The following is a 19,823-nucleotide window of genomic DNA, read 5'->3' as shown; positions in this document are numbered from 1 at the left end:
AAGGGGAAAAAGCATGTCATTCGTAAGCGATATTCTGGAATTTAATCAACAGTTCGTAGAGCAGCGCAAATACGAGAAATATTTAACGGACAAGTATCCGGAGAAGAAGGTCGCCATTCTGACCTGCATGGACACCCGGCTTGTCCAACTGCTGCCCAAGGCTCTCAATCTGCGCAACGGAGACGCCAAATTCATCAAAAATGCGGGAGCGGTGCTGACGCAGCCGTTCGGGAGCGCCATGCGGAGCATTCTGATCGCCATTCACCAGATGGGGGCCAGGGAGGTGCTCGTGATCGGGCATCACGGATGCGGGATGACGCAGCTCGATTCGGGAGCGCTCGTGAAAAAGTTTAAGGAGAACGGCATCTCGGACGTCGTGCTGGACACGCTCGAAAATTCGGGCATCCGGATGGAGCGGTTCCTGAAGGGCTTCGACAAGCCGGAGGACGGCGTCAAGCACAGCGTCGATATGATTCGCAAGCATCCGCTCGTGCCCGGCTTCGTGCCGGTTCACGGCTTCCTGATCCATCCGGAGACGGGCAAGCTGGAGTGGCTGATCGACGGCTACGAGGGAGCTCAGCCCCGATAAAACGCCGCGACTGCCAGGTTCAGCCGCTTGTTCAGATTTTGTTGAGACCCCCTGAGTATGATAAAGAGAAATGCGTTATGCTCGGGAGGTTGAACAAGTTGGCTAAAATTATGGTTGTCGACGATGCCGCGTTTTTGCGGGCGATGCTGAAGGACATTTTGGTGAAGGCCGGTCACGAGGTCGTATCCGAGGCTGCGAACGGCCTCGAGGCAATCGATAAATATAAGTCCGTTCGTCCGGATCTGGTGACGATGGACATTACGATGCCCGTCATGGAAGGCGTTGAGGCGGTGAAGGAGATTCGCAAGATCGATCCTTCCGCCAACATCGTCATGTGCTCCGCGATGGGCCAGAAAAATCTGATCATCGAAGCGATCCAAAGCGGGGCCAAAGATTTTATCGTCAAGCCCTTTCAGTCGAATCGGGTTCTCGAGGCGGTATCCAGAGCGATCAGCTAAGGCTTCGAATAGCGAAGACGCTGCGGCGGCGCAGGGGAATGATTCCCTGCGCCGCCGATTTTTTTGGTGATATTTTTGCACTATTACGTTATACTTATAACTATAACGTTATGCTTTTTTGGGAGGCGATACCGTTGGGAACGCGAAATTAAAAATCGGCGAACTGGCCATGATGTCGGGCGTGACCAAAAGAACCGTCGACCATTACACCGTATTGGGGCTGCTTGCGGCAGAACGCACCGCCTCCAATTACCGTCTTTACGATCCGTCCATGCTCGAACGGATTCGCTGGATCGAAGAGCATAAAGCGGCAGGCAAATCTTTGGAACAGATTCGCATTCTGTTAAAGGTAGATTCGCCGGTGGAAGTAGAAGTCGATATCCAGGAAATTCGTCTGCAAATGAGAAGGCTGGAAAAGGAAGTCGCCAAGCTGGTCGAGCAGATGGACGAGAAACAACGACGGCAGCTGAAGAAAAAAGTATCGCCGGAAAGCGCGGCATTGATGCATTCCCTTATCCTGCTTTTATCTTAGGAGGTGACGTTCTACTCTCGAGTAGAACACGTAATTGACCATTGTAAATTTGTCCATATTTGCGATATTGATCTTGTTAACCGCATTTTTTGTGGCAACGGAATTCGCTATAGTTAAAGTTCGCCAGACGCGAATAGACCAGCTTATTGCAGAAGGCAAGCCCGGAGCGGCCGCAGCCAAGCAAGTCACCACCCACCTGGACGAATATTTATCCGCTTGTCAGCTCGGAATTACCGTAACGGCTCTCGGAATCGGCATGGTCGGGGAATCGACTTTCGAGTTCATTCTTCATCCTTTATTTGAATCCATCGGCATTCCGACCCAATACATTCACTTTTTCACCATCGGCGCGGCATTCCTCATCGCTACTTTTCTGCACGTCGTCGTCGGCGAACTGGCGCCGAAAACGGTGGCGATTCAAAAGGCGGAAGCCGTGACCCTGTTATTTTCCAAGCCGATTATGATTTTCTACAAAATGCTGTACCCGTTTATCTGGTTCTTAAACGGATCCGGACGCCTGCTCGTCGGCCTGTTCGGCATGAAGCCGGCCTCGGAGCACGAAATGTCGCATTCCGAGGAAGAATTGCGCTTGCTGCTGTCCGAAAGCTACAAATCCGGCGAGATCAATAAAAACGAGCTGAAGTACGTGAACAATATTTTTGAGTTCGACGACAAAATCGCGCGCGAAATTATGGTGCCCCGTACGGAGATCGTAGGCTTCGACCGCAAGGCTTCCTTCCAGGAAGTGTTAACGCTCGTATCGGAACAACGCTACACCCGCTACCCTGTCTATGAGGGCGACCGCGACAATATTGTCGGGTTTCTGAACATTAAGGACTTCCTGATATCCGGCATCAAGGAACGGCTTACGGAAGAAACGTTTTCCCTGGACCATTATATTAACCCGGTCATCCTCACCATCGAAACGACGCCGATCCACGACCTGCTGCAAAAAATGCAAAAAGAACACATTCATATGGCGATTTTATTGGACGAATACGGCGGAACAAGCGGTCTTGTAACAGCGGAAGATATATTGGAGGAAATTGTCGGGGAAATTCGCGACGAATTCGACGATGACGAAATTCCCGACATTCGCAGCATCGGGGAAGATCGGTATATTATTCATTCGAAGGTTTTGCTGGAGGACGTGTCCAAGCTTCTGTCCATTGATCTGAAGCATGACGAAATCGACACGATCGGCGGCTGGTATTTCGCCCAAGATATGGAGCTGATCATGTCCAAATCCGTTCTGTTCCAAGGCTATGAGTTCTCCGTCCTTGAGAAGGACGGACATCAAATTCATTTTATCGAAGTAAGAAAACGACCGGATGAAGCGGCCGAGGAAGCGAATCCGAATGCGATGAAGGAATCGTCATAACCGGGGGGAGAATCAAGGGGGAACCGAGGCCGCCTTGCGGTACTGGCTGGGGGTCATGCCCGCGATGCGCTTGAAGACGGCGAGGAACGAAGCCGGATCGCGATAGCCGACCTTCTCGGCGATCTCCCCGATTTTCCAGCCGGTCGTCCGCAGCAGCAGGCAGCTTTTTTGAATGCGGAGCGTCTGCAGACATTCCTTGAAGCTTTGCTCGGTGTGCCGCAGGAACAGGCGCTGCAGGTGGCGCTCGCTCCAGCGGCTTTTTTGCGCGAGATGGGCGAGGGTCAGCTCGTCGGCCAAGTGCTGCTCCATGTAGGCAAGCAGATGGTCGAACTGTGCGAACTTGCGCGAGGAAGCGGCCGGAGGACGCCGCCTCAGCCTCAGCACGACGATGAGAAGCTGGACGAGCAGCGTGTCCAGGTAGTCCGCCGACGCTTCCCGGGGCATGGAAAATTCGCGGTGCATCGCCTGCATCAGCCGTTCGATCGAATCGTCGGCGTCGGACAGGTAAAAATAGGAGGCGGAGCCGCCCTGCAGCTCGGCGATGAACGCCTTCAGCTCCGGGCTCGTGACGAAGAACGCGATTCTCTCGAGCAGCTCGGGAGAGAAGACGCAGTTGTAGACGGAGAGCGGATGTCTGGCCACATCGGCGGAAGCGGGACGGAAGACGTGAGGCTGGCCGATCGGGATATAGAACAGCTGTCCCTTGTGGATCGGATGGACCTGTCCCCCGATGTGATGGAAGCCGGTTCCCTCCGCGACGTAGGCGAATTCGATGAAGTCATGATCGTGCATCGGCGCTTCGAAATCCTCGGAAGCGCGGTTGACGAAGACGAGCCGATCGTGACGGAACAGGGATTGACCTTTGAGCGTATAGGTGGGACTCATCGTTTCACCGCCTGTGTAATGTCCGTATTCCCCCGGTACAATGTCCGTAATGCCCCATTACTTTTCTTGGCTGCCATTATATCATAGAGGCAATTCGAAAGGAAGAAAGGGGAGTTCGTCAGCGATGCTGCACGTTGCGGATTTGCGTTGCGAATATAAAATCAACCCGATGGGCCTCGACGTCAGACGGCCGCGCATCAGTTGGAAGCTGAAGTCGGAGGCCAGATCGGTCGTTCAGAAGGCGTACGAGATCGAGGTGTCGGAAAGCCCGGATTTCGGTTCCGTTCTGTGGAGCTCAGGACCTACCGAGTCGGAACAGTCCGTTCACGTCGAATTGTCCGGCTTGAACGTCGTTTCTCGCAAGCGTTATCACTATCGCGTCCGGGTATGGGACGCCGGAGGCGAAGCCTCCGCATGGTCGGAGACGGCCTGGTTCGAGACGGGCGTGCTGGATCGCAGCGAATGGATCGCGAAATGGATCGGCGTCGACAAGCCGGAGGAGCAGGGGAAGACGCGGCCCGACACCTACGAGGAGCGCACTCCGCTGCTACGCAGAAGCTTTCGCGTCGGCCAAGGCGTGAAGCGCGCCCGGATCTATGCGACGGCTCTCGGGCTGTACGAGCTGGAGCTGAACGGTGCTCGGGTCGGAGAAGATTATTTCACGCCGGGCTGGACGAGCTACAAGCACCGGATTCAAGTGCAGGCGTACGACGTGACGGCGATGCTGCAAGCAGGCGAGAACGCGATCGGAGCGATGCTGGGCAACGGCTGGTACAAGGGACCGCTGGCGTGGAAGGACCACTACTGCATTTTCGGCAATCGGCAAGCGCTGTTCCTGCAGCTGCATATCGAATATGAAGACGGCACGGAGCAGACGATCGTCTCCGACGAGAGCTGGCGCACGACGGCAAGCCAAATCCTGATGTCCGAGATCTATCACGGAGAGACTTACGACGCGAGGCTGGAAATTCCGGGATGGAGCCGCCCCGGCTACGATGACGGGCAGTGGGATGCGGTCGCGATCGTGGAGCAGTCGAACGACGTGCTGGTCATGCAGGAGAACGATCCGGTGCGCAAGTTCGAGGAGATCCGGCCGATCGAGCTGATCAAGACGCCGCTCGGCGAGACCGTGCTCGATCTGGGGCAGAACATGGTCGGATGGCTGCGCTTCAAGGTCCGGGGCGAGGCCGGCTCGGAAGTCGTCGTCCATCACGCGGAGGTGCTCGACAAGGACGGCAACTTCTACACGGCCAATCTGCGGGCGGCCAAGCAGGAGATCCACTACATTCTGAAGGGCGGAGAAGTCGAGACGTACGAGCCCCGGTTCTCGTTCCAGGGCTTCCGATACGTTCGCCTGACGGGCTTCCCCGAGCCGATCCGGCTGGAGGATTTTACCGGCGTCGTGCTGCATTCCGACATGGCTTCGACCGGCAGCTTCGCCTGCTCCGATCCGCTCGTCAACCAGCTTCAGCATAATATCGAGTGGGGGTTGAAGGGCAATTTCCTGGACGTGCCGACCGACTGTCCGCAGCGCGACGAGCGCCTCGGATGGACGGGCGACGCCCAGATGTTCATCCGCACCGCCGCCTACCTTCGGAACATCGCTCCGTTCTTCGCGAAGTGGTGCCGGGATCTGGCCGCGGATCAGCGCGAGGACGGCGGCGTTCCGTTCGTCGTTCCGAACGTGCTGGACGACAACTCTCACTCCTCGTCGGCGTGGGGAGACGCGGCGGTCATCTGTCCGTGGACGATCTATCTCTGCTACGGCGACAAGAGAATTCTGGAGGAGCAGTACGACAGCATGAAGGCTTGGGTGGAGTATATCCGCAAGCAGGGGGACGACGAGCACTTGTGGAATACGGGCTTCCACTTCGGCGACTGGCTCGGGCTGGACTCCAAGCCGGATACGTATATCGGCGCCACGGACCGCGATTATATAGCCACGGCGTTCTACGCTTACTCGACCTCCCTGCTGCGGAAGACGGCCGACGTTCTCGGCAAGCGAGAGGATGAGGCGGAATACGCCGGGCTGTACCGGAGCATTGTCGCCGCGTTCCACCGGGAGTTCGTGACGCCGAGCGGCCGGCTGTCCGTGCCGACCCAGACGGCGCAGCTTCTCGGGCTGATGTTCGGCATACTCGACGACAAGGCCAAGCCAAGAGCGGAGAAGAAGCTGCTGGAGCTGCTGGAGGAAAGCAAGTTCCATCTGACGACCGGCTTCGTCGGCACGCCTTATCTGAATCACGTGCTGACCGCGATCGGACGAAGCGACGCGGCCTACAAGCTGCTGTTCCAGCAGGACTACCCGTCCTGGCTGTATCAGATTACGAAGGGCGCGACGACGATCTGGGAGCATTGGGACGGCATCAAGGAGGACGGTTCGTTCTGGAGCGCGGACATGAACTCGTTTAACCATTACGCCTACGGAGCGATCGGCGATTGGCTGTACCGCAGCGTGGCGGGCATCGACACCGACGAGCAGGCCGTCGGGTACAAAAAGATTCATATTCGTCCGGAGCCCGGAGAAGGGCTGGACTGGGCGGAGGGCCGTCTGGACACGATGTACGGAGAGGTTCGGAGCTATTGGAAGCGCGAGGAAGACGGAAGCATGGAGCTTGAAGTGACGATTCCGGCCAACACGACGGCGGAAATTCGGCTTCCGAACGCCGATCTGAAGACGGCGAGCGAGAGCGGCTCCAGGCTGGACGAGGCGGAGGGCGTCGTCTCCGCGCGGGAGGCGGAGGACGGCGTGGCGCTGTCGGTCGGCTCCGGACAGTACAGGTTCGTCTGGCGTCTTCATGAAACCTTCATCTAACGTTCATCATTCCTTCATGACGGGTCGGCTCCGGGGTGATATTCTGTTGTCAGAATAGGATCATCGACCCTCAGACAAGGAAGTGGACGAACACATGAGCGTTTATAAAACCGTTATCGTCGGCACCGGCCCCGCAGGGCTGACCGCCGCCATCTATTTGGCCCGGGCCAACCTGAATCCGCTTGTCATCGAAGGGCCCGAGCCGGGCGGCCAATTGACGACGACGACCGAGGTGGAGAACTTCCCCGGATTTCCCGACGGCATTCTGGGACCCGACCTGATGGCGAATATGCGCAAGCAGGCGGAGCGCTTCGGAGCCGAGTTCCGTTCGGGCTGGGTGAACAGCGCGGAGCTGTCCGGGCGTCCGTTCAAGCTGTCGGTGGAAGGCTTGGGCGAGCTGCAGGCCGAGACGCTGATTATCTCTACCGGCGCTTCGGCCAAGTATCTGGGCATTCCGGGGGAGAAGGAGAATGTCGGACGCGGCGTCAGCACGTGCGCGACGTGCGACGGCTTCTTCTTCCGGGGCAAGAAGATCGTCGTTGTAGGCGGAGGGGACTCCGCGATGGAGGAAGCGAGCTTCCTGACGCGCTTCGCCTCGGAGGTCGTGCTCGTTCATCGCCGCGAAGAGCTGCGCGCATCGAAGATCATGCAGGATCGCGCTCGCGCCAATCCGAAGATCAGCTGGAGCTTGAACCGCACGCCGCTGGAGGTCGAGAGCGGGCCTCTCGGCGTAACGGGAGTGAAGGTGAGGAACAATGAGACCGGAGAGGAAGAGACGATCGCCACGGACGGCTTCTTCGTCGCCATCGGCCATACGCCAAATACGAAGTTTCTCGGCGGCCAGCTGGAGACCGACGCCTCCGGCTACCTGATCGTCAAGCCGGGCTCGACCGAGACGAACGTCCCCGGGGTTTTCGCCTGCGGAGACGTACAGGACAGCAAGTACCGCCAGGCGATCAGCGCCGCTGGTACGGGCTGCATGGCCGCGCTCGATTGCGAACGGTTCCTGGAAAACGCGGAAGCTTCGTTAATCGAGGCTTGACAAACACTAAGCCGTCTCATAAGTTATCATCATTACTGTAATGATGACTTCTGGGGCGGTTTTTTTGATGGTCAGGAATCGGGACGCCGCCGGGACAGGGAAGGGGAACGCGGATGCAGGGAATATACAAGACGCGGCTAAGCGAGAAACAGTTAAGAGACACGGCCATGGCGACGTTCGGCCGGCCGCTGCTCGCATTCGAGGAAATGACGGACGGCTGGGCGAACAGCGCGTTTAAGCTGGAACTGGACGACGGCCGCAAGGCGGTGTTGAAGGCCCGTCCTTCTTCGGAGCTGCGGTTCATGCGCTGCGAGATCGACTTGATGAAGACGGATGTGGAAGCGATGGGCCGCTTCGCGGACACCGCAGGCGTTCCTGTTCCTCGGATCTATGTCTACGATACTTCGCGGGAAAGGCTCCCGGTCGATTATTTCGTCATGGAATTCGTCGAGGGCAAGCCGCTGAACCGAATCCGAGACGAATTGGACGAGGAGACCCGGGCTTCGATCCACCGGCAGCTGGGACAAATCAACCGGAGGATCAACGAGGTCCAAGGATCCGGGTTCGGCTTCTACTCCGGCAAGCTGGAACGCTCTTGGCCCGAAGCGTTCTACGGGATGATCGCCGGGGTTCTGGCGGACGGCCGCGACGCGGGCGTCGAACTGCCGATGGCGTACCCGGAATTGGAGAAGCGGATCGGCGACAGCTTGGCATTGCTCGAGGAGATCGGAGAGCCGAAGCTGCTGCATTGGGATCTGTGGGACGGCAACGTGTTCGTGAAGGACGGGCAAGTAACCGGCATCGTCGATTTCGAGAGGGCGATCTGGGGCGATCCGCTGATGGAGTTTTATTTCAGCCATTTCCATAACTCGGAAGCCTTCCGTCAAGGCTACGGCATCGCGATCCCGGACCCCGCCCAGATCGCCCGCAGGAAGCTTTACGATCTGTATTTGGACCTTATCCTATATGTGGAATGCGCCTATCGGCAATACGACGACCGGAACCATGTCCGGTGGGCGCACGACAATCTCGTCCGAAGCATCGAACGGTTCTCGGCCGAGCAGAGACGACCCGGATTGCCCGAGTCGCCGTCCATTCAGTGATCGGGTTCCTCGGAGCTTTCACAAGCCTGCTCCAGAGCCGATTGAAATTCTTCCTTGTTGTCCGACGCCAGCTTGCTGCCGAACTGTCCGAGCTGGCTCGGACTGCTGGCCGGACCGTCGTTGTCCGGCTTGTTGTTTCTTCCCGCCATCGCGATCGCACCTCCCGTTTAGGATTTAGAGGAGTTGGAATTGCCCTTTTTGTCGGACGTTTTCGTCCTCGTGTTTTTGGTTGCGTGGCCTTGCTGTTTAGACACGGGCTTTCCTCCTTTCTTGCGGATGAATTTACTTTGCTCTCCCGTCCCTGGAATGATTCGTCGAAAAAAATCAATCGCCCCCGGTCACAAAACCGTCGACCACGTCGTTATATGTGCACAACTAAACGAGGGGTGATGGCGATGAAGCCAATGACATGCGTCGTCGTAGGCGGAGGTTATGCGGGAGTCAATACGGTCAAGGCGCTGCTGAAAGCTTATCCGGAGGAGGCGGGCGGACGTTCGCTGCGCATCGTGCTGATGGACAAAAATGCGTACCACCTGCGCAAGGTGCTGTTGTTCAAGGCTGCGGCGGGGGAGGAGGACATTACGATTCCGTTCTCGAAAATGTTTCCGGAAGGCGTGCAACTGATTCAAGGGGAAGCGACGGGAATCGAAGGCGCTGAGAAGCGGGTGCGCTACAAGGATGCCCGGGGCGGCGAAGGCGCGATCGAGTACGATTGGCTTGTGCTTGCGGCGGGCAGCGTCGTCCGTCGGCCGGAGCCCGAACAGGGCGGTATCGCTCTGGGCGGACTGGGCGATGCAAAACGTATTCGCGAAGCGTGGCAGAGCAATCTGCTTCGGGCGGCGAAGGAGAACAATCCCGCCGAAAGGGAGAAGCAGCTGACGATCGCGGTAGCCGGAGCGGGCATCAGCGGCATCGAGACGGCGGCCGAGCTGGCGCATAGCGTTCGCGCGGATGCCGAGCGGCTCGGACTGGATGCGGGCGAAGCGCGGATCGTGCTGTATAATGCGAATAAGCGGCTGTTTCCGGACGGTCCAGCCAAAGTGGGGAACAAGCTGGAAAATGCGTTGGCGGCCAAAGGGGTGACGGTGCGGCACGACGTCAAGGTGCTTGGCGAGCGCCAGGGAACGCTGACGCTGTCCGACGGCAGCAGCGAACAGGCGGGCTTGTGCGTCTGGACGCTGGGGCTGCTGCCTAATCCGGGCTTGCGGGAGTTGGGAGTCCCGGTCACCGCGGACGGCCATATCGAGGTGGACGGCAGCTACCGGATAGCCGGGTTTCCAGGCGTGTACGCGATCGGCGACAACGCGCGGATCGTCGATCCCGGAACCGGCCGCATCGACGGCAAGACGTGCAAGGAAGCGATCGGCCAAGTGCCCCGGCTGATCAAAGTCATGGCGGCGGATGCGGCCGGTCGGTCCGCTCCGGTTCACAAGTCGTACATGGATGTGTTCTGTTTCGGGCTCGGACCCGAGCATGGGATGGTATGGACGCGGCAGTGGGGGCTCGATATCGTGCTGACCGGCAAGCTGAGCACCCTTTATTTTATCCGCAACCCGGATAAGCTGGCGCCCTTCGTTTAGGCGTCGGGTGGAGAGGGGAGTTCTCGTAACGCATGGCAAAACGCCATCGACGGCCTTAGGGTGAGTCGATGGCGATTTTCTTACAGGGGAGTAGACCATGAAGGCGGATTGTCCGTTCCGATCGCATGAAAGGGATAAGGACGGCTGGGCGGACTCTGCGGCTTGTGCTGGAAACATCCTTCCCGGTTTACTCGTGTGCCTTGCAAAGTGCCGAGACTTCCTAAATTCAGGGAGTACGACGGTTCGGACGCATTCGTCGACTTCCCTAATGGGCCGGCTAGCCTGTTATTTCTTACAAGTCGGCCAGACGGTAGCCGGCGCCTCTCACGGTGGCGATGTAGGTCGGGCGCTTCGGATCGTCGTCGAGCTTGCTGCGCAGGCTGCGGATGTGGACGTCGATCGCGTTGCTGCCGCCGAAGTAGGTCTCTCCCCACACTTCGTTCATCAGCTCCTGCCGCGTCATCACTTTGCCGCCGGCGGCAAGAATCGCTCTCAGGAGATCGTATTCGGTCTTCGTCAGATCGATGCGCGAGCCTTTGCGCGTCACGGTCATGCGGTCCGGATCGACGACGATATCCTTGAACGACAGCAGACGCGGAGGCTCGGACGTATTCGCGCTCTGGGCGGCAAGCTGCTGGATTTTCCCGATGACCCCGTCGATCGGACCCGGCCAGACGACCGTTTCCTCTCCCGGCCGCGCCGCCGTGGCGTCGTTCACGAGCGCCAGCACGGGCGAGGAGCCGTCGGAAAGCCAGGAGGGAGCCGACGCCGGAGCGGGAACGCCTACGGTGCGGTCCATGACGACGATGCTCCCTTGTACGATGCCGAGCAGAGGGTCGTCCGCATGATGCAGAAGCAGTACGTCGTAGCATCTCCGGGCAAGCTCGGCGACAAGCGTCCGCAGAGCGGCGGGGCGGGGACTGACGATCAGAATCCGGTCGGTGACCTCGCAGTAACCCCCTTCGACCGGCAGCTCGGCGGACATCAAGCCGTCGGCCGGAATGACGTCCTCCATCAGTATTGGTTCGCGCTGCTGCATGTTCGGCACACTCCCTTGAACACATACTGCTCGTTCGTAATTCTGTAGCCGGTCTGATCCGAGATTCGGTCCAGCCACTCCGGAGGCGTCGGGACGAACACCTCGTCCACCCTGCCGCATTCCGTGCAGACGATATGCTGGTGCTCCTCGATGCGGGCGTCGTACCGGCAAGCGTCTCCTTCGAGCTTCAGCTCCTGGATGAGCCCCTCCTCGGTCAAATATTTTAAGGTGTTGTACACGGTCGCGTAAGCGAAGTGGTGTCCCCCGGCCTTCAGCCTTTCGATAATATCGGATGCCGTAGGATGATCGTCGGCCGCGGTCAGCAGGTCGTAGATCGTTTTTCGCTGCACGGTCATTGCTCCCGCTTTTCTCATTGCCCTCATCCCCATTAATTTAGAATTAGTTTAAGTTTAATGGAGGAGAAGAAACATGTCAACATTGAAAGGCTGTTCCGCGACGAAGGCCGTTTCGTTTTGCCTGTAATCGATCGTTATTCGCGCAAGTCCTTGAACAGGACCCGAATCAGAATGTCCTGGTTGTAGTTGCCGAAATGTTTGCCGTATACGGTCAAGCCCCGTTTGTTTTTCGACTTCTCGTCGACGGCGAGCTTAAACCGGATATCGCTCTTGTAGTCGAGCCCGATCTGCTGCAGTGTCACGTCGGAAATCCGGCACCCGTCGATGAAGCTTCCTTCCTGATTCACCCGAATCAGCTTGAGCATTCCGTATTGATTCAAATGCGGGGGCCACCAATCCGGATTGAAGGCGCCCTTCTTGTCTCCGAAGTCGCCGGGGCTCGTCCAGGAGCCGATCTCGATATCGTTCACATAGAAGTAGATGTCGGACGGCCAGTTGTCGGCGAAGCCGGGCGCTTCGGAACTGAGCTCCAAGGAAAATTGAAGCTCCTGAAACTGCTGATTCGGCTTCAAATAATTCGGAATCCGATATTCGAGGAAGCCTTCGGACAGCCAGATGATCTCGGCGTCGACTCTCTGGGGATCGGCGAAATACCGCGGGTCGTCGAAATCTCCGATAATGCTGTCCTTGGTCGCGAGTCCGCATGTCGGGACGGCGCGATAATTGCCATAGTGGCCGACCTTCAGCTCGACTTCGTAGCGATTGCCCACCTCTTTCGTTCGCAATTCGACCATCAGCTGCTCCTCGTTCAGGTAACACATTTTTTGCAGGCCGTGCTTGCCTACGACCGTGTTGATCTCGATCAGTCCGCTTTCCTCCAGCTTCTTGATGTGCATCGTCACGGCTCCGTTGGTGAGATTGAGCTTGGTGGCCAGGTCGTTCAAGTTGAGCGTCTGGTGCTCGGCCAGCAGCTCCAAAATCTGGATTCGAATGTCCGAACTGAGCGCTTTGAAAATACTAAGCCCGGATCTGAGCTCTTTAATATGAATCATATCTGTATAGTCCTTTCCGATAAGACTTTTCCGTTACAGCTTACCATAAATCCATTTTTTATTATACATAAACCTAAAACGGTCTAAAAAAGAGAAAAAACAGGAGCGCTTTATGGGGGATTTTAGAATTTATTAAACGATATCGACGATTCCGGAAAAAGGCTGCGAACGGACGGCCTCGATTCTCTTCTTCAGGATAAAGGTCGATTTCAGGGTTAGGTAAACGCATTCAAATTGACTCTTGACAACTTCTGGGAGGCGGATTTATGATAATCTCATAAATTGTTTTAATAAAATATAAAACAATTTAATCATTTAACAATTAAACGGGGGGAACGGAATGCGAAAGACGAGGTTTACGATCATCGCTCTCATTTTGTTGGCAATGACAGCGCTTGCAGCCTGCAGCGGCAATAATAGCGGGAAGTCGTCCAGTTCGCCGGCTTCGAGCGGTTCGGCCGGCGAAGCGACGAAAATCGTTTTTTGGACGTTTCAGGAGCTTCATCAGAAGTATTACGAAGAAATGGCGGAAAGATGGAACAAGCAGAATCCGGATCGGCAGATTCAGCTGGAAGGCAGCACTTTCCCTTACGACGACGTGCACAACAAGCTGCTCGTCGCGCTTCAGACAGGCGTAGGCGCCCCGGATTTAGCGGATATCGAGATCAGCAAGTTCGCCAACTACTTAAAAGGAACCCCGCAGCTGGCGCCGCTGAACGAGATCGTCGAGCCGGAGCTGAGCAACCTGGTGAAATCCCGTTTCGACATCTATGCGAAGGACGGCCAATATTACGGCATCGATTATCACGTAGGCGCGGCGGTCATTTACTATAATCGGGAAATACTCGACAAGGCGGGCGTCAATCCGGACGAGATTCGGACATGGGAAGACTACAAGACCGCGGGCCGGACGGTGCTCGAGAAGACCGGAGTGCCGATGACGACGGTCGAAACGACAGAGCACTGGTCCCTGTGGCCGCTCATCGCGCAGCAGGACGGCGACTTCCTGGGCCAAGACGGAAGCGTCACGCTGGACAGCGATATTAACGTTAGAACGGTGCAGTACCTGCAAGACCTCGTCAAGGAGAAGATCGCGGTGCCGGCTCCGGGCGGCTTCCACCACTCCGAAGAATATTGGGCGTTCATGAACCAAGGCGGCGCGGCCTCCGTCTGGATGCCGATGTGGTACATGGGCCGTTTCATCGACAATATGCCGGAGCTCAAGGGCAAGATGATCATCAAGCCGATGCCGGCCTGGACCGACGGCGGCGCTCGTTCCGCGGGCATGGGCGGTACGGGGACGGTCATTACCCAGCAGTCTAAAGTGCAGGACATCGCCAAGGCATTCCTCTCGTTCGCGAAATTGTCCAAGGAGGGCAACATCGCGCTCTGGACGGAGCTCGGCTTCGATCCGATTCGTTCCGAAGTATGGACGCTGCCCGAGCTGAACGAACCGAACAAGTTCACGGAATACTTCGGGGACGGAATCTTCACGATGCTGTCCGAGGTGAAGGACGAAATCAAACCGGTCAACATCGGGGAGAAAACGCCGGCGATTATCGACGCGGTCAAGCGTTCGGCCATGTTCCGCACGCTCAACGATCTGGAAGACCCTTCGAAGGTGCTCCAGGAGGTCGCAGAGGAAGTTCGCGCGCAATAACTTGTCGTTTAAGGACTGCTGGCCGGGCCCGGCTCGGCCCGGCAGCGGTCCTTTCGAGGAAAGGAGCTTGGGGTGGTGAACCAACCGAACCGAACCGCGATCGCGAAGGCGCCGGCCCGGGGGAGAACGGGCTTCCTCTATCATCCGCGCATCGCGCCGTACGTTTTCGTCCTGCCTTTTATACTCACGTTCCTGATTTTCTTCGCCTACCCGGTCGTGTCCACCGTTCAGATGAGCTTTCAGGAAATACTGCCGGGAGCAACGAAGTACATCGGCTTCGAAAATTACGAAAAGCTGCTGAACAAGCAGTATTACAAGGCGATCTCCAACAGCCTGATTTATACCGCCTTAACGCTGGCCCTGCTCATTCCGGTGCCGCTCGTGTTCGCTGTCATGCTGAACTCGAGCGCGCTGCCGTTCAAAAACGTTTTTCGTTCCGCCTTTTTCGTGCCTGCGCTCGTCTCGATCGTCGTGGCGGGGACGATTTTCCGCCTGATGCTCGGACAGTCCGACGCGGCCATTATGAACCAGGTCGTCGGCCTGCTTGGAATCGAGCCGCAGAAATGGCTGGCGGACGCCCGTCTGGGCATGCTGTCCCTCGTGCTGCTCGCGACATGGCGGTGGCTCGGCGTGAACATCGTCTATTTTCTGTCCGGCTTGCAGAACATCCCGCAGGAGTTATACGAATCGGCTTCGATCGACGGAGCGTCGACTTGGCAGAAATTCATCAGGATTACGGTGCCGATGCTGAAGCCGGTCTCCATCTACGTGCTGACGATCAGCATTTTCGGCGGTTTGTCCATGTTTGTCGAGAGCTTTACGCTGTGGAGCGGCAACCGCTCGCCCAAGGACATGGGGCTGACGATGGTCGGCTACATCTATCAGCAGGGCTTCGAACAAAACAACATGGGGCTCGGGTCGGCCATCGGCCTGTCGCTGCTCGGGCTGATGCTCGTGCTGAACCTGATTCAGCTGAAAGCCTTCGGGCTATTCAGGAAGGAGGACTGACCGATGACAGGAACAAGAAGGCCGACTCCTTCCGGGCTGCTGATGCTGCTTCTGTTCATCGTCGTCACGATTGCGGTGCTGACGCCGTTCTACGCGATTCTGGTGGCGTCGTTCAAGCCGGCCAAGCTGGCGATCAGCTCGGGGCTGAGCTATACGATCGACTGGGAGCTGTTCACGTGGGAGAACTACCGGTCGCTGTTCACCGAATCGGCCGACACGTATTTCACCTGGTTTAAGAACAGCCTGGTCATTACGTTTCTCGCTTCGGTCGTGTCGCTGTTCTTCTCCGCCTTCGTCGGCTACGGTCTGGCCATGTACGATTTCAAGTTCAAGAACGCGATCTTCGTGGCGATTCTGCTCGTCATGATGGTGCCGACGGAAATCATTATGCTGCCGCTGTACAAGCTGATGATCCAGTTTAAAATGATTAACACGCTGTGGGGAGTCATTCTGCCGTTCGCGGTGGCGCCGCTTCCGACCTTCTTCTTCCGGCAGTACGCCAGCGGCTTGCCGAAGGACTTCATGGATGCCGGACGAATCGACGGCTGTACCGAGTACGGCATGTTCTTCCGCATTTTCTGTCCGCTGATGCTTCCGGCCTTCGGAGCGATGACGATTCTGATTGCGCTCGGCAACTGGAACAACTTCCTGTGGCCGATGCTCGTGCTGCGAACGAACGACATGCTGACGATTCCGATCGGCTTGAGCACGCTGATCACCCCGTACGGCAACAACTATCAAGTATTGATCGCAGGGTCGGTCATCGCGATTCTGCCGATTCTGCTCCTGTTTTTATTTTTCCAAAGATACTTTATTTCCGGCTTAACGGTCGGCGGCGTAAAGGGCTGACCGCGATCAGACGCAGAAAGAGGAGAAAACCATGACGAGTCAAGTAAAAGCGAAAATGATCATCGATAAAGAGTTTGTCATTTCCCGCATCGATAAGCGAATCTACGGCTCCTTCATCGAGCATCTCGGAAGAGCCGTATACGGCGGAATTTACGAGCCGGATCATCCGGAGGCGGACGATTTCGGTTTCCGCAAAGACGTCCTCGAGCTGGTCAAGGGCTTAAACGTGCCGATCGTCCGCTATCCGGGCGGCAACATGGTGTCCGGCTACAACTGGGAGGACGGAGTAGGCCCGGCGGAGAACCGGCCGCGCAAGCTGGAGCTGGCCTGGCGGACGATCGAGCCTAACCTCGTCGGCACGAACGAATTCGCCGAATGGTGCAGGAAGGCCGGCTCGGAAGTGATGATGGCCGTTAACCTGGGCACGAGGGGCGTCGACGACGCGCGCAACCTGATCGAGTACTGCAATCATCCCGGCGGCTCGTATTACAGCGATCTTCGCATCTCCCACGGCTACAAGGAGCCGCACAGAATCAAGACGTGGTGCCTCGGCAACGAGATGGACGGCCCTTGGCAGATCGGCCATAAAACGATGGAGGAGTACGGGCGCGTCGCGCTCGAGACGGCTAAAGTGATGCGCTGGGTCGATCCGGACATCGAACTGGTCGCGTGCGGCAGCTCTCACTCGAGCATGCCGACGTTTCCGCAATGGGAGGCGACGACGCTCGAGCATACGTACGACGCGGTCGATTATATTTCCCTGCACCAATACTTCGGCAACCGCGACGGCGACAGCGCGAACTACTTGGCGCTTTCGCTGGAGATGGACCGGTTTATTCACACGATTATTTCCGTCTGCGATTATATGAAAGCGAAGAAGAGAAGCAGGAAGACGATCAGCTTGAGCTTCGACGAATGGAACGTCTGGTACCACTCCAACGACGCGGACAAGCGGATCGAGCCGTGGACAGTCGCTCCGCCGCAGCTTGAAGACGTGTACAACTTCGAGGACGCGCTGCTCGTCGGCACGCTGCTGATCTCGTTCCTGAAGCGCTCCGATCGCGTCAAGATCGCGTGCATGGCGCAGCTCGTCAACGTCATCGCGCCGATCATGACGGAGAACGGCGGCACGGCATGGAAGCAGACGATCTATTATCCGTATATGCACGCGTCCGTGTACGGCCGCGGAATTGCGCTGAAGCCGGTCATTGTGTCCGACAAATACGACAGCAAAGACTTCACGGACGTTCCGTATCTCGAAGCGGCCGCCGTCTACAACGACGAGAAGGACGAAGTCGTCGTGTTCGCCGTCAACCGCAGCCTGGAGAGCGCGCTCGAGCTGACGTGCGACGTCCGGAGCTTCGCCGGCTATCGGGTGGCGGAGCACATCGTGCTGGAAAATCCGGATCTGAAGGCGGTTAATACGGCAGGATCGGAAAAGGTCAAGCCGCACAGCGGCGGCAACGCCAGACTCGACGACGGTCTGGTGAGCGCGCTTCTTCCGAAGCAGTCCTGGAACGTGATCCGCTTAACGAAGGCCGGCGCCTAAGAGGGGCCTCCGGCCGTCCGAAAAACCTCCCTGATTTTTAAACAAAAAACCCGGAAAATCGATCGTCGGTTTTCCGGGTTTTCCTTGCGATTGCCTTATGTAACCGCTTTACAGACTTGATCCTAAGTGGCATACTTTCATCACGACGACAACCTTCACACAAGGCGGGAACGGCTATGCGGACTTGGTTCCAATCGTTTCGGCATATGAAAATCAGAAACAAGCTGTCGGTGCTGATCGCCAGCATCGTCGCGGTTACGTTCGCGTTTACGTTCCTGGTGCAGCAGTACGCTTTCTCGATCTACGACCGCCAGCTGTACGACAAGTCGGCGCAGGTGCTGAATCTGTCCTCTGCGGCGATCGAGACGAAGCTGGCGCGCATCGAGCAGATGTCCTACGACATTATCGCCGACATTCAGCTGCAAAGCCAATTGCTGGCGATCAAGCATACCGATTCGGAATACGATCTGCACATTATGCGGCAGAAGGTGATCGATCGTCTGCTGACGTATGCCGGCTCGGAGCCGACGATCTATTCCATTCAGCTGATCGATTCACGGGGCGCCGAGAACGGGGCGGGCAACGTAACCGGAGTCGAGCCTGCGAAGATCGCGGGCATTCAGCGAGTCACCCGCGAGGCGGAGGGGGATATGCGCTGGTTTTTCCCGGAGGCGGCCGACCCGGCGCTCATCTCCGCCCGGGATATCCGTTCGTTCAGCAATACGAACTTCGATCTGGAGTTTCTGGGCACGCTGCTGATTCGGATTAACGTCAACAAGATCGTTCAGCAGTTCTCGGCCGGCGGCGGGGATTTGATTCTGTTCGCCGGAGACGAGATCATCTACCCGAGAGAGCCGCTGTTCAGCCCGCAGGAGGTGCTGGGCTCGCTTCGTTCCTCCAAAGGCTATTTCACCCAGGAGATCGGGGGCCACACGTACTTTATTTCTTATTCGCGGTCGGCGGGGACGGGCTGGACGTATTTGAGCCTTACGCCGTTTCATCAGATTTTCGAGCGGGTCATTTTCATCAAGGAATTGGTCGTCATCGTCTTTATCGGCATTTTTGCGCTGATGATCCCGATCGGAATTCGCTTCTCGCGCAGTCTGACCCGCCCGATCGACAGCCTGATCGCTCGCATGAAGCTGGCCGAGAAAGGAAACTTCGCGGAGGCGCATCTGCCCTCGGCGGACGATTCGCTGATGTCGATGAACGAGATGGGGCTGCTTCACCGCACCTTTCGTCTGATGGTCGAGCGGATCAATACGCTGATCACCGAAAATTACGCCAACCAGCTGCTGATCAAGGAGACGGAGTTCAAGGCGCTTCAGGCGCAGATCAACCCGCATTTCCTGTACAACACGCTGGAGTCGATCAATTGGATTGCCAAGGTGAACAAGCAGACGCAAATCTCGAGCATGGTGGAATCGCTGGCCTTCCTTCTGCGCAATTCCATCAGCATGAAGGAAGAAATACTGACGCTCGGGGAAGAGCTTGAGGTGGTTGAATCCTACGTCACGATTCAGAAGTACCGCTTCGAGGACCGGCTGCTCTTCGAGCTGGACGTGCCGCATGAATGGCTGGGGCGGAGACTGCCGAAGCTGACGCTGCAGCCTCTTCTGGAGAATGCGATCCACTATGCGCTGGAGCCGACGATCGGGAAGAGCCGGATCGTCGTTCGCGCGGAGCAGTCGGACGACGAGCTGCGTCTGTTCGTAGAGGATGACGGCCCCGGCATGCCGGCCGACACGCTGGAGCGGCTGAGAAGCGGCGAGCTGACGGCCAGAGGCAAGGGCATCGGCTTGCTGAATATCGACGAGAGGATCAAGCTGGCGTTCGGAGAACGGTACGGGCTTCGGTTCGAGAGCGGACCCGGGCGGGGAACCCGCGTGATCGTGGCGCTGCCGCGCGAGGAGGAGGAGGAATAG

The 19,823-nt window shown here is 57.4% G+C and carries 18 protein-coding genes; 13 read left to right on the top strand and 5 right to left on the bottom strand.

Going from position 1 to position 19,823, the window contains the following annotated elements; all coding sequences use genetic code 11:
- The first annotated feature begins 13 nt into the window (after positions 1 to 13).
- From ACFO3S_RS05045 to ACFO3S_RS05030, 4 genes are all read left to right on the top strand, one after another.
- Complete coding sequence (locus ACFO3S_RS05045; protein ID WP_378092954.1) at positions 14 to 589, top strand: beta-class carbonic anhydrase; 576 nt, start codon at positions 14 to 16, stop codon at positions 587 to 589.
- Positions 590 to 687: 98 nt separating this feature from the next.
- Complete coding sequence (locus ACFO3S_RS05040) at positions 688 to 1,047, top strand: response regulator (protein WP_378092952.1); 360 nt, start codon at positions 688 to 690, stop codon at positions 1,045 to 1,047.
- A gap of 118 nt (positions 1,048 to 1,165) precedes the next feature.
- A complete protein-coding gene (locus ACFO3S_RS05035; RefSeq protein ID WP_378092950.1) occupies positions 1,166 to 1,579 on the top strand; it encodes a MerR family transcriptional regulator in 414 nt (137 codons plus the stop codon).
- A gap of 34 nt (positions 1,580 to 1,613) precedes the next feature.
- Entirely contained in the window at positions 1,614 to 2,960 is a 1,347-nt protein-coding gene (locus ACFO3S_RS05030; protein ID WP_378092948.1) for a hemolysin family protein, read from the top strand.
- Positions 2,961 to 2,972: 12 nt separating this feature from the next.
- On the opposite strand, the gene ACFO3S_RS05025 is transcribed toward ACFO3S_RS05030, so the two are convergent.
- Positions 2,973 to 3,845: an AraC family transcriptional regulator gene (locus ACFO3S_RS05025; RefSeq protein WP_378092946.1), complete on the bottom strand. Its 873-nt coding sequence runs from the start codon at positions 3,843 to 3,845 to the stop codon at positions 2,973 to 2,975.
- A gap of 124 nt (positions 3,846 to 3,969) precedes the next feature.
- Between ACFO3S_RS05025 and ACFO3S_RS05020 the strand changes: the two genes are divergently transcribed.
- From ACFO3S_RS05020 to ACFO3S_RS05010, 3 genes are all read left to right on the top strand, one after another.
- Entirely contained in the window at positions 3,970 to 6,660 is a 2,691-nt protein-coding gene (locus tag ACFO3S_RS05020) for a family 78 glycoside hydrolase catalytic domain (RefSeq protein ID WP_378092944.1), read from the top strand.
- Between the two features lie 94 nt (positions 6,661 to 6,754).
- Positions 6,755 to 7,702 (top strand): thioredoxin-disulfide reductase, encoded by a 948-nt coding sequence (trxB, locus tag ACFO3S_RS05015; protein ID WP_378092942.1) that lies wholly within the window; start codon positions 6,755 to 6,757, stop codon positions 7,700 to 7,702.
- A gap of 113 nt (positions 7,703 to 7,815) precedes the next feature.
- Positions 7,816 to 8,805, top strand: coding sequence for a phosphotransferase family protein (locus ACFO3S_RS05010; protein ID WP_378092940.1), 990 nt, complete (start codon positions 7,816 to 7,818; stop codon positions 8,803 to 8,805).
- On the opposite strand, the gene ACFO3S_RS05005 is transcribed toward ACFO3S_RS05010, so the two are convergent.
- The gene (locus tag ACFO3S_RS05005) at positions 8,799 to 8,954 is read right to left on the bottom strand and encodes a hypothetical protein (protein WP_378092938.1); all 156 of its coding nucleotides are present in this window, start codon (positions 8,952 to 8,954) and stop codon (positions 8,799 to 8,801) included. The two genes, ACFO3S_RS05010 and ACFO3S_RS05005, sit on opposite strands and share 7 nt — an antisense overlap.
- A gap of 246 nt (positions 8,955 to 9,200) precedes the next feature.
- On the opposite strand from ACFO3S_RS05005, the gene ACFO3S_RS05000 reads away from it, so the two are divergent.
- The gene (locus ACFO3S_RS05000) at positions 9,201 to 10,385 is read left to right on the top strand and encodes an NAD(P)/FAD-dependent oxidoreductase (RefSeq protein WP_378092936.1); all 1,185 of its coding nucleotides are present in this window, start codon (positions 9,201 to 9,203) and stop codon (positions 10,383 to 10,385) included.
- A gap of 292 nt (positions 10,386 to 10,677) precedes the next feature.
- Here the strand turns inward: ACFO3S_RS05000 and ACFO3S_RS04995 are convergent, their stop codons facing one another.
- The 3 genes from ACFO3S_RS04995 to ACFO3S_RS04985 form a co-directional block, all read right to left on the bottom strand.
- The gene (locus ACFO3S_RS04995; RefSeq protein ID WP_378092934.1) at positions 10,678 to 11,424 is read right to left on the bottom strand and encodes a winged helix-turn-helix domain-containing protein; all 747 of its coding nucleotides are present in this window, start codon (positions 11,422 to 11,424) and stop codon (positions 10,678 to 10,680) included.
- Complete coding sequence (locus tag ACFO3S_RS04990; protein WP_378092931.1) at positions 11,400 to 11,798, bottom strand: Fur family transcriptional regulator; 399 nt, start codon at positions 11,796 to 11,798, stop codon at positions 11,400 to 11,402. The genes ACFO3S_RS04995 and ACFO3S_RS04990 overlap by 25 nt, the downstream gene beginning before the upstream one ends.
- A 116-nt stretch (positions 11,799 to 11,914) precedes the next feature.
- Positions 11,915 to 12,832, bottom strand: coding sequence for an ArsR/SmtB family transcription factor (locus ACFO3S_RS04985; protein WP_378092929.1), 918 nt, complete (start codon positions 12,830 to 12,832; stop codon positions 11,915 to 11,917).
- A 340-nt stretch (positions 12,833 to 13,172) separates the two neighbouring features.
- Here ACFO3S_RS04985 and ACFO3S_RS04980 point away from each other — a divergent pair, with 340 nt between their 5' ends.
- The 5 genes from ACFO3S_RS04980 to ACFO3S_RS04960 all read left to right on the top strand — a co-directional run bounded on the left by ACFO3S_RS04980 (position 13,173) and on the right by ACFO3S_RS04960 (position 19,823).
- Entirely contained in the window at positions 13,173 to 14,492 is a 1,320-nt protein-coding gene (locus tag ACFO3S_RS04980) for an ABC transporter substrate-binding protein (RefSeq protein ID WP_378092927.1), read from the top strand.
- Between the two features lie 72 nt (positions 14,493 to 14,564).
- On the top strand, positions 14,565 to 15,500 hold the full coding sequence (locus ACFO3S_RS04975) for a carbohydrate ABC transporter permease (RefSeq protein ID WP_378092925.1): 936 nt from the start codon (positions 14,565 to 14,567) through the stop codon (positions 15,498 to 15,500).
- 3 nt (positions 15,501 to 15,503) lie between these two features.
- On the top strand, positions 15,504 to 16,349 hold the full coding sequence (locus ACFO3S_RS04970; protein ID WP_378092923.1) for a carbohydrate ABC transporter permease: 846 nt from the start codon (positions 15,504 to 15,506) through the stop codon (positions 16,347 to 16,349).
- Positions 16,350 to 16,380: 31 nt separating this feature from the next.
- Positions 16,381 to 17,898 (top strand): arabinosylfuranosidase ArfA, encoded by a 1,518-nt coding sequence (arfA, locus tag ACFO3S_RS04965; RefSeq protein ID WP_378092920.1) that lies wholly within the window; start codon positions 16,381 to 16,383, stop codon positions 17,896 to 17,898.
- A 176-nt stretch (positions 17,899 to 18,074) separates the two neighbouring features.
- Positions 18,075 to 19,823 carry a cache domain-containing sensor histidine kinase gene (locus ACFO3S_RS04960; protein ID WP_378092918.1) on the top strand — a complete coding sequence of 583 codons (1,749 nt, stop codon included), beginning with the start codon at positions 18,075 to 18,077 and terminating at the stop codon, positions 19,821 to 19,823.

Origin of the sequence: Cohnella hongkongensis (assembly GCF_042654645.1) — a bacterium.
Taxonomy (GTDB): Bacteria; Bacillota; Bacilli; order Paenibacillales; family Paenibacillaceae; genus Cohnella; species Cohnella hongkongensis.
Note: the sequence above shows the minus strand (reverse complement) of the source record. Positions and strands in the feature narration are given on the sequence as shown.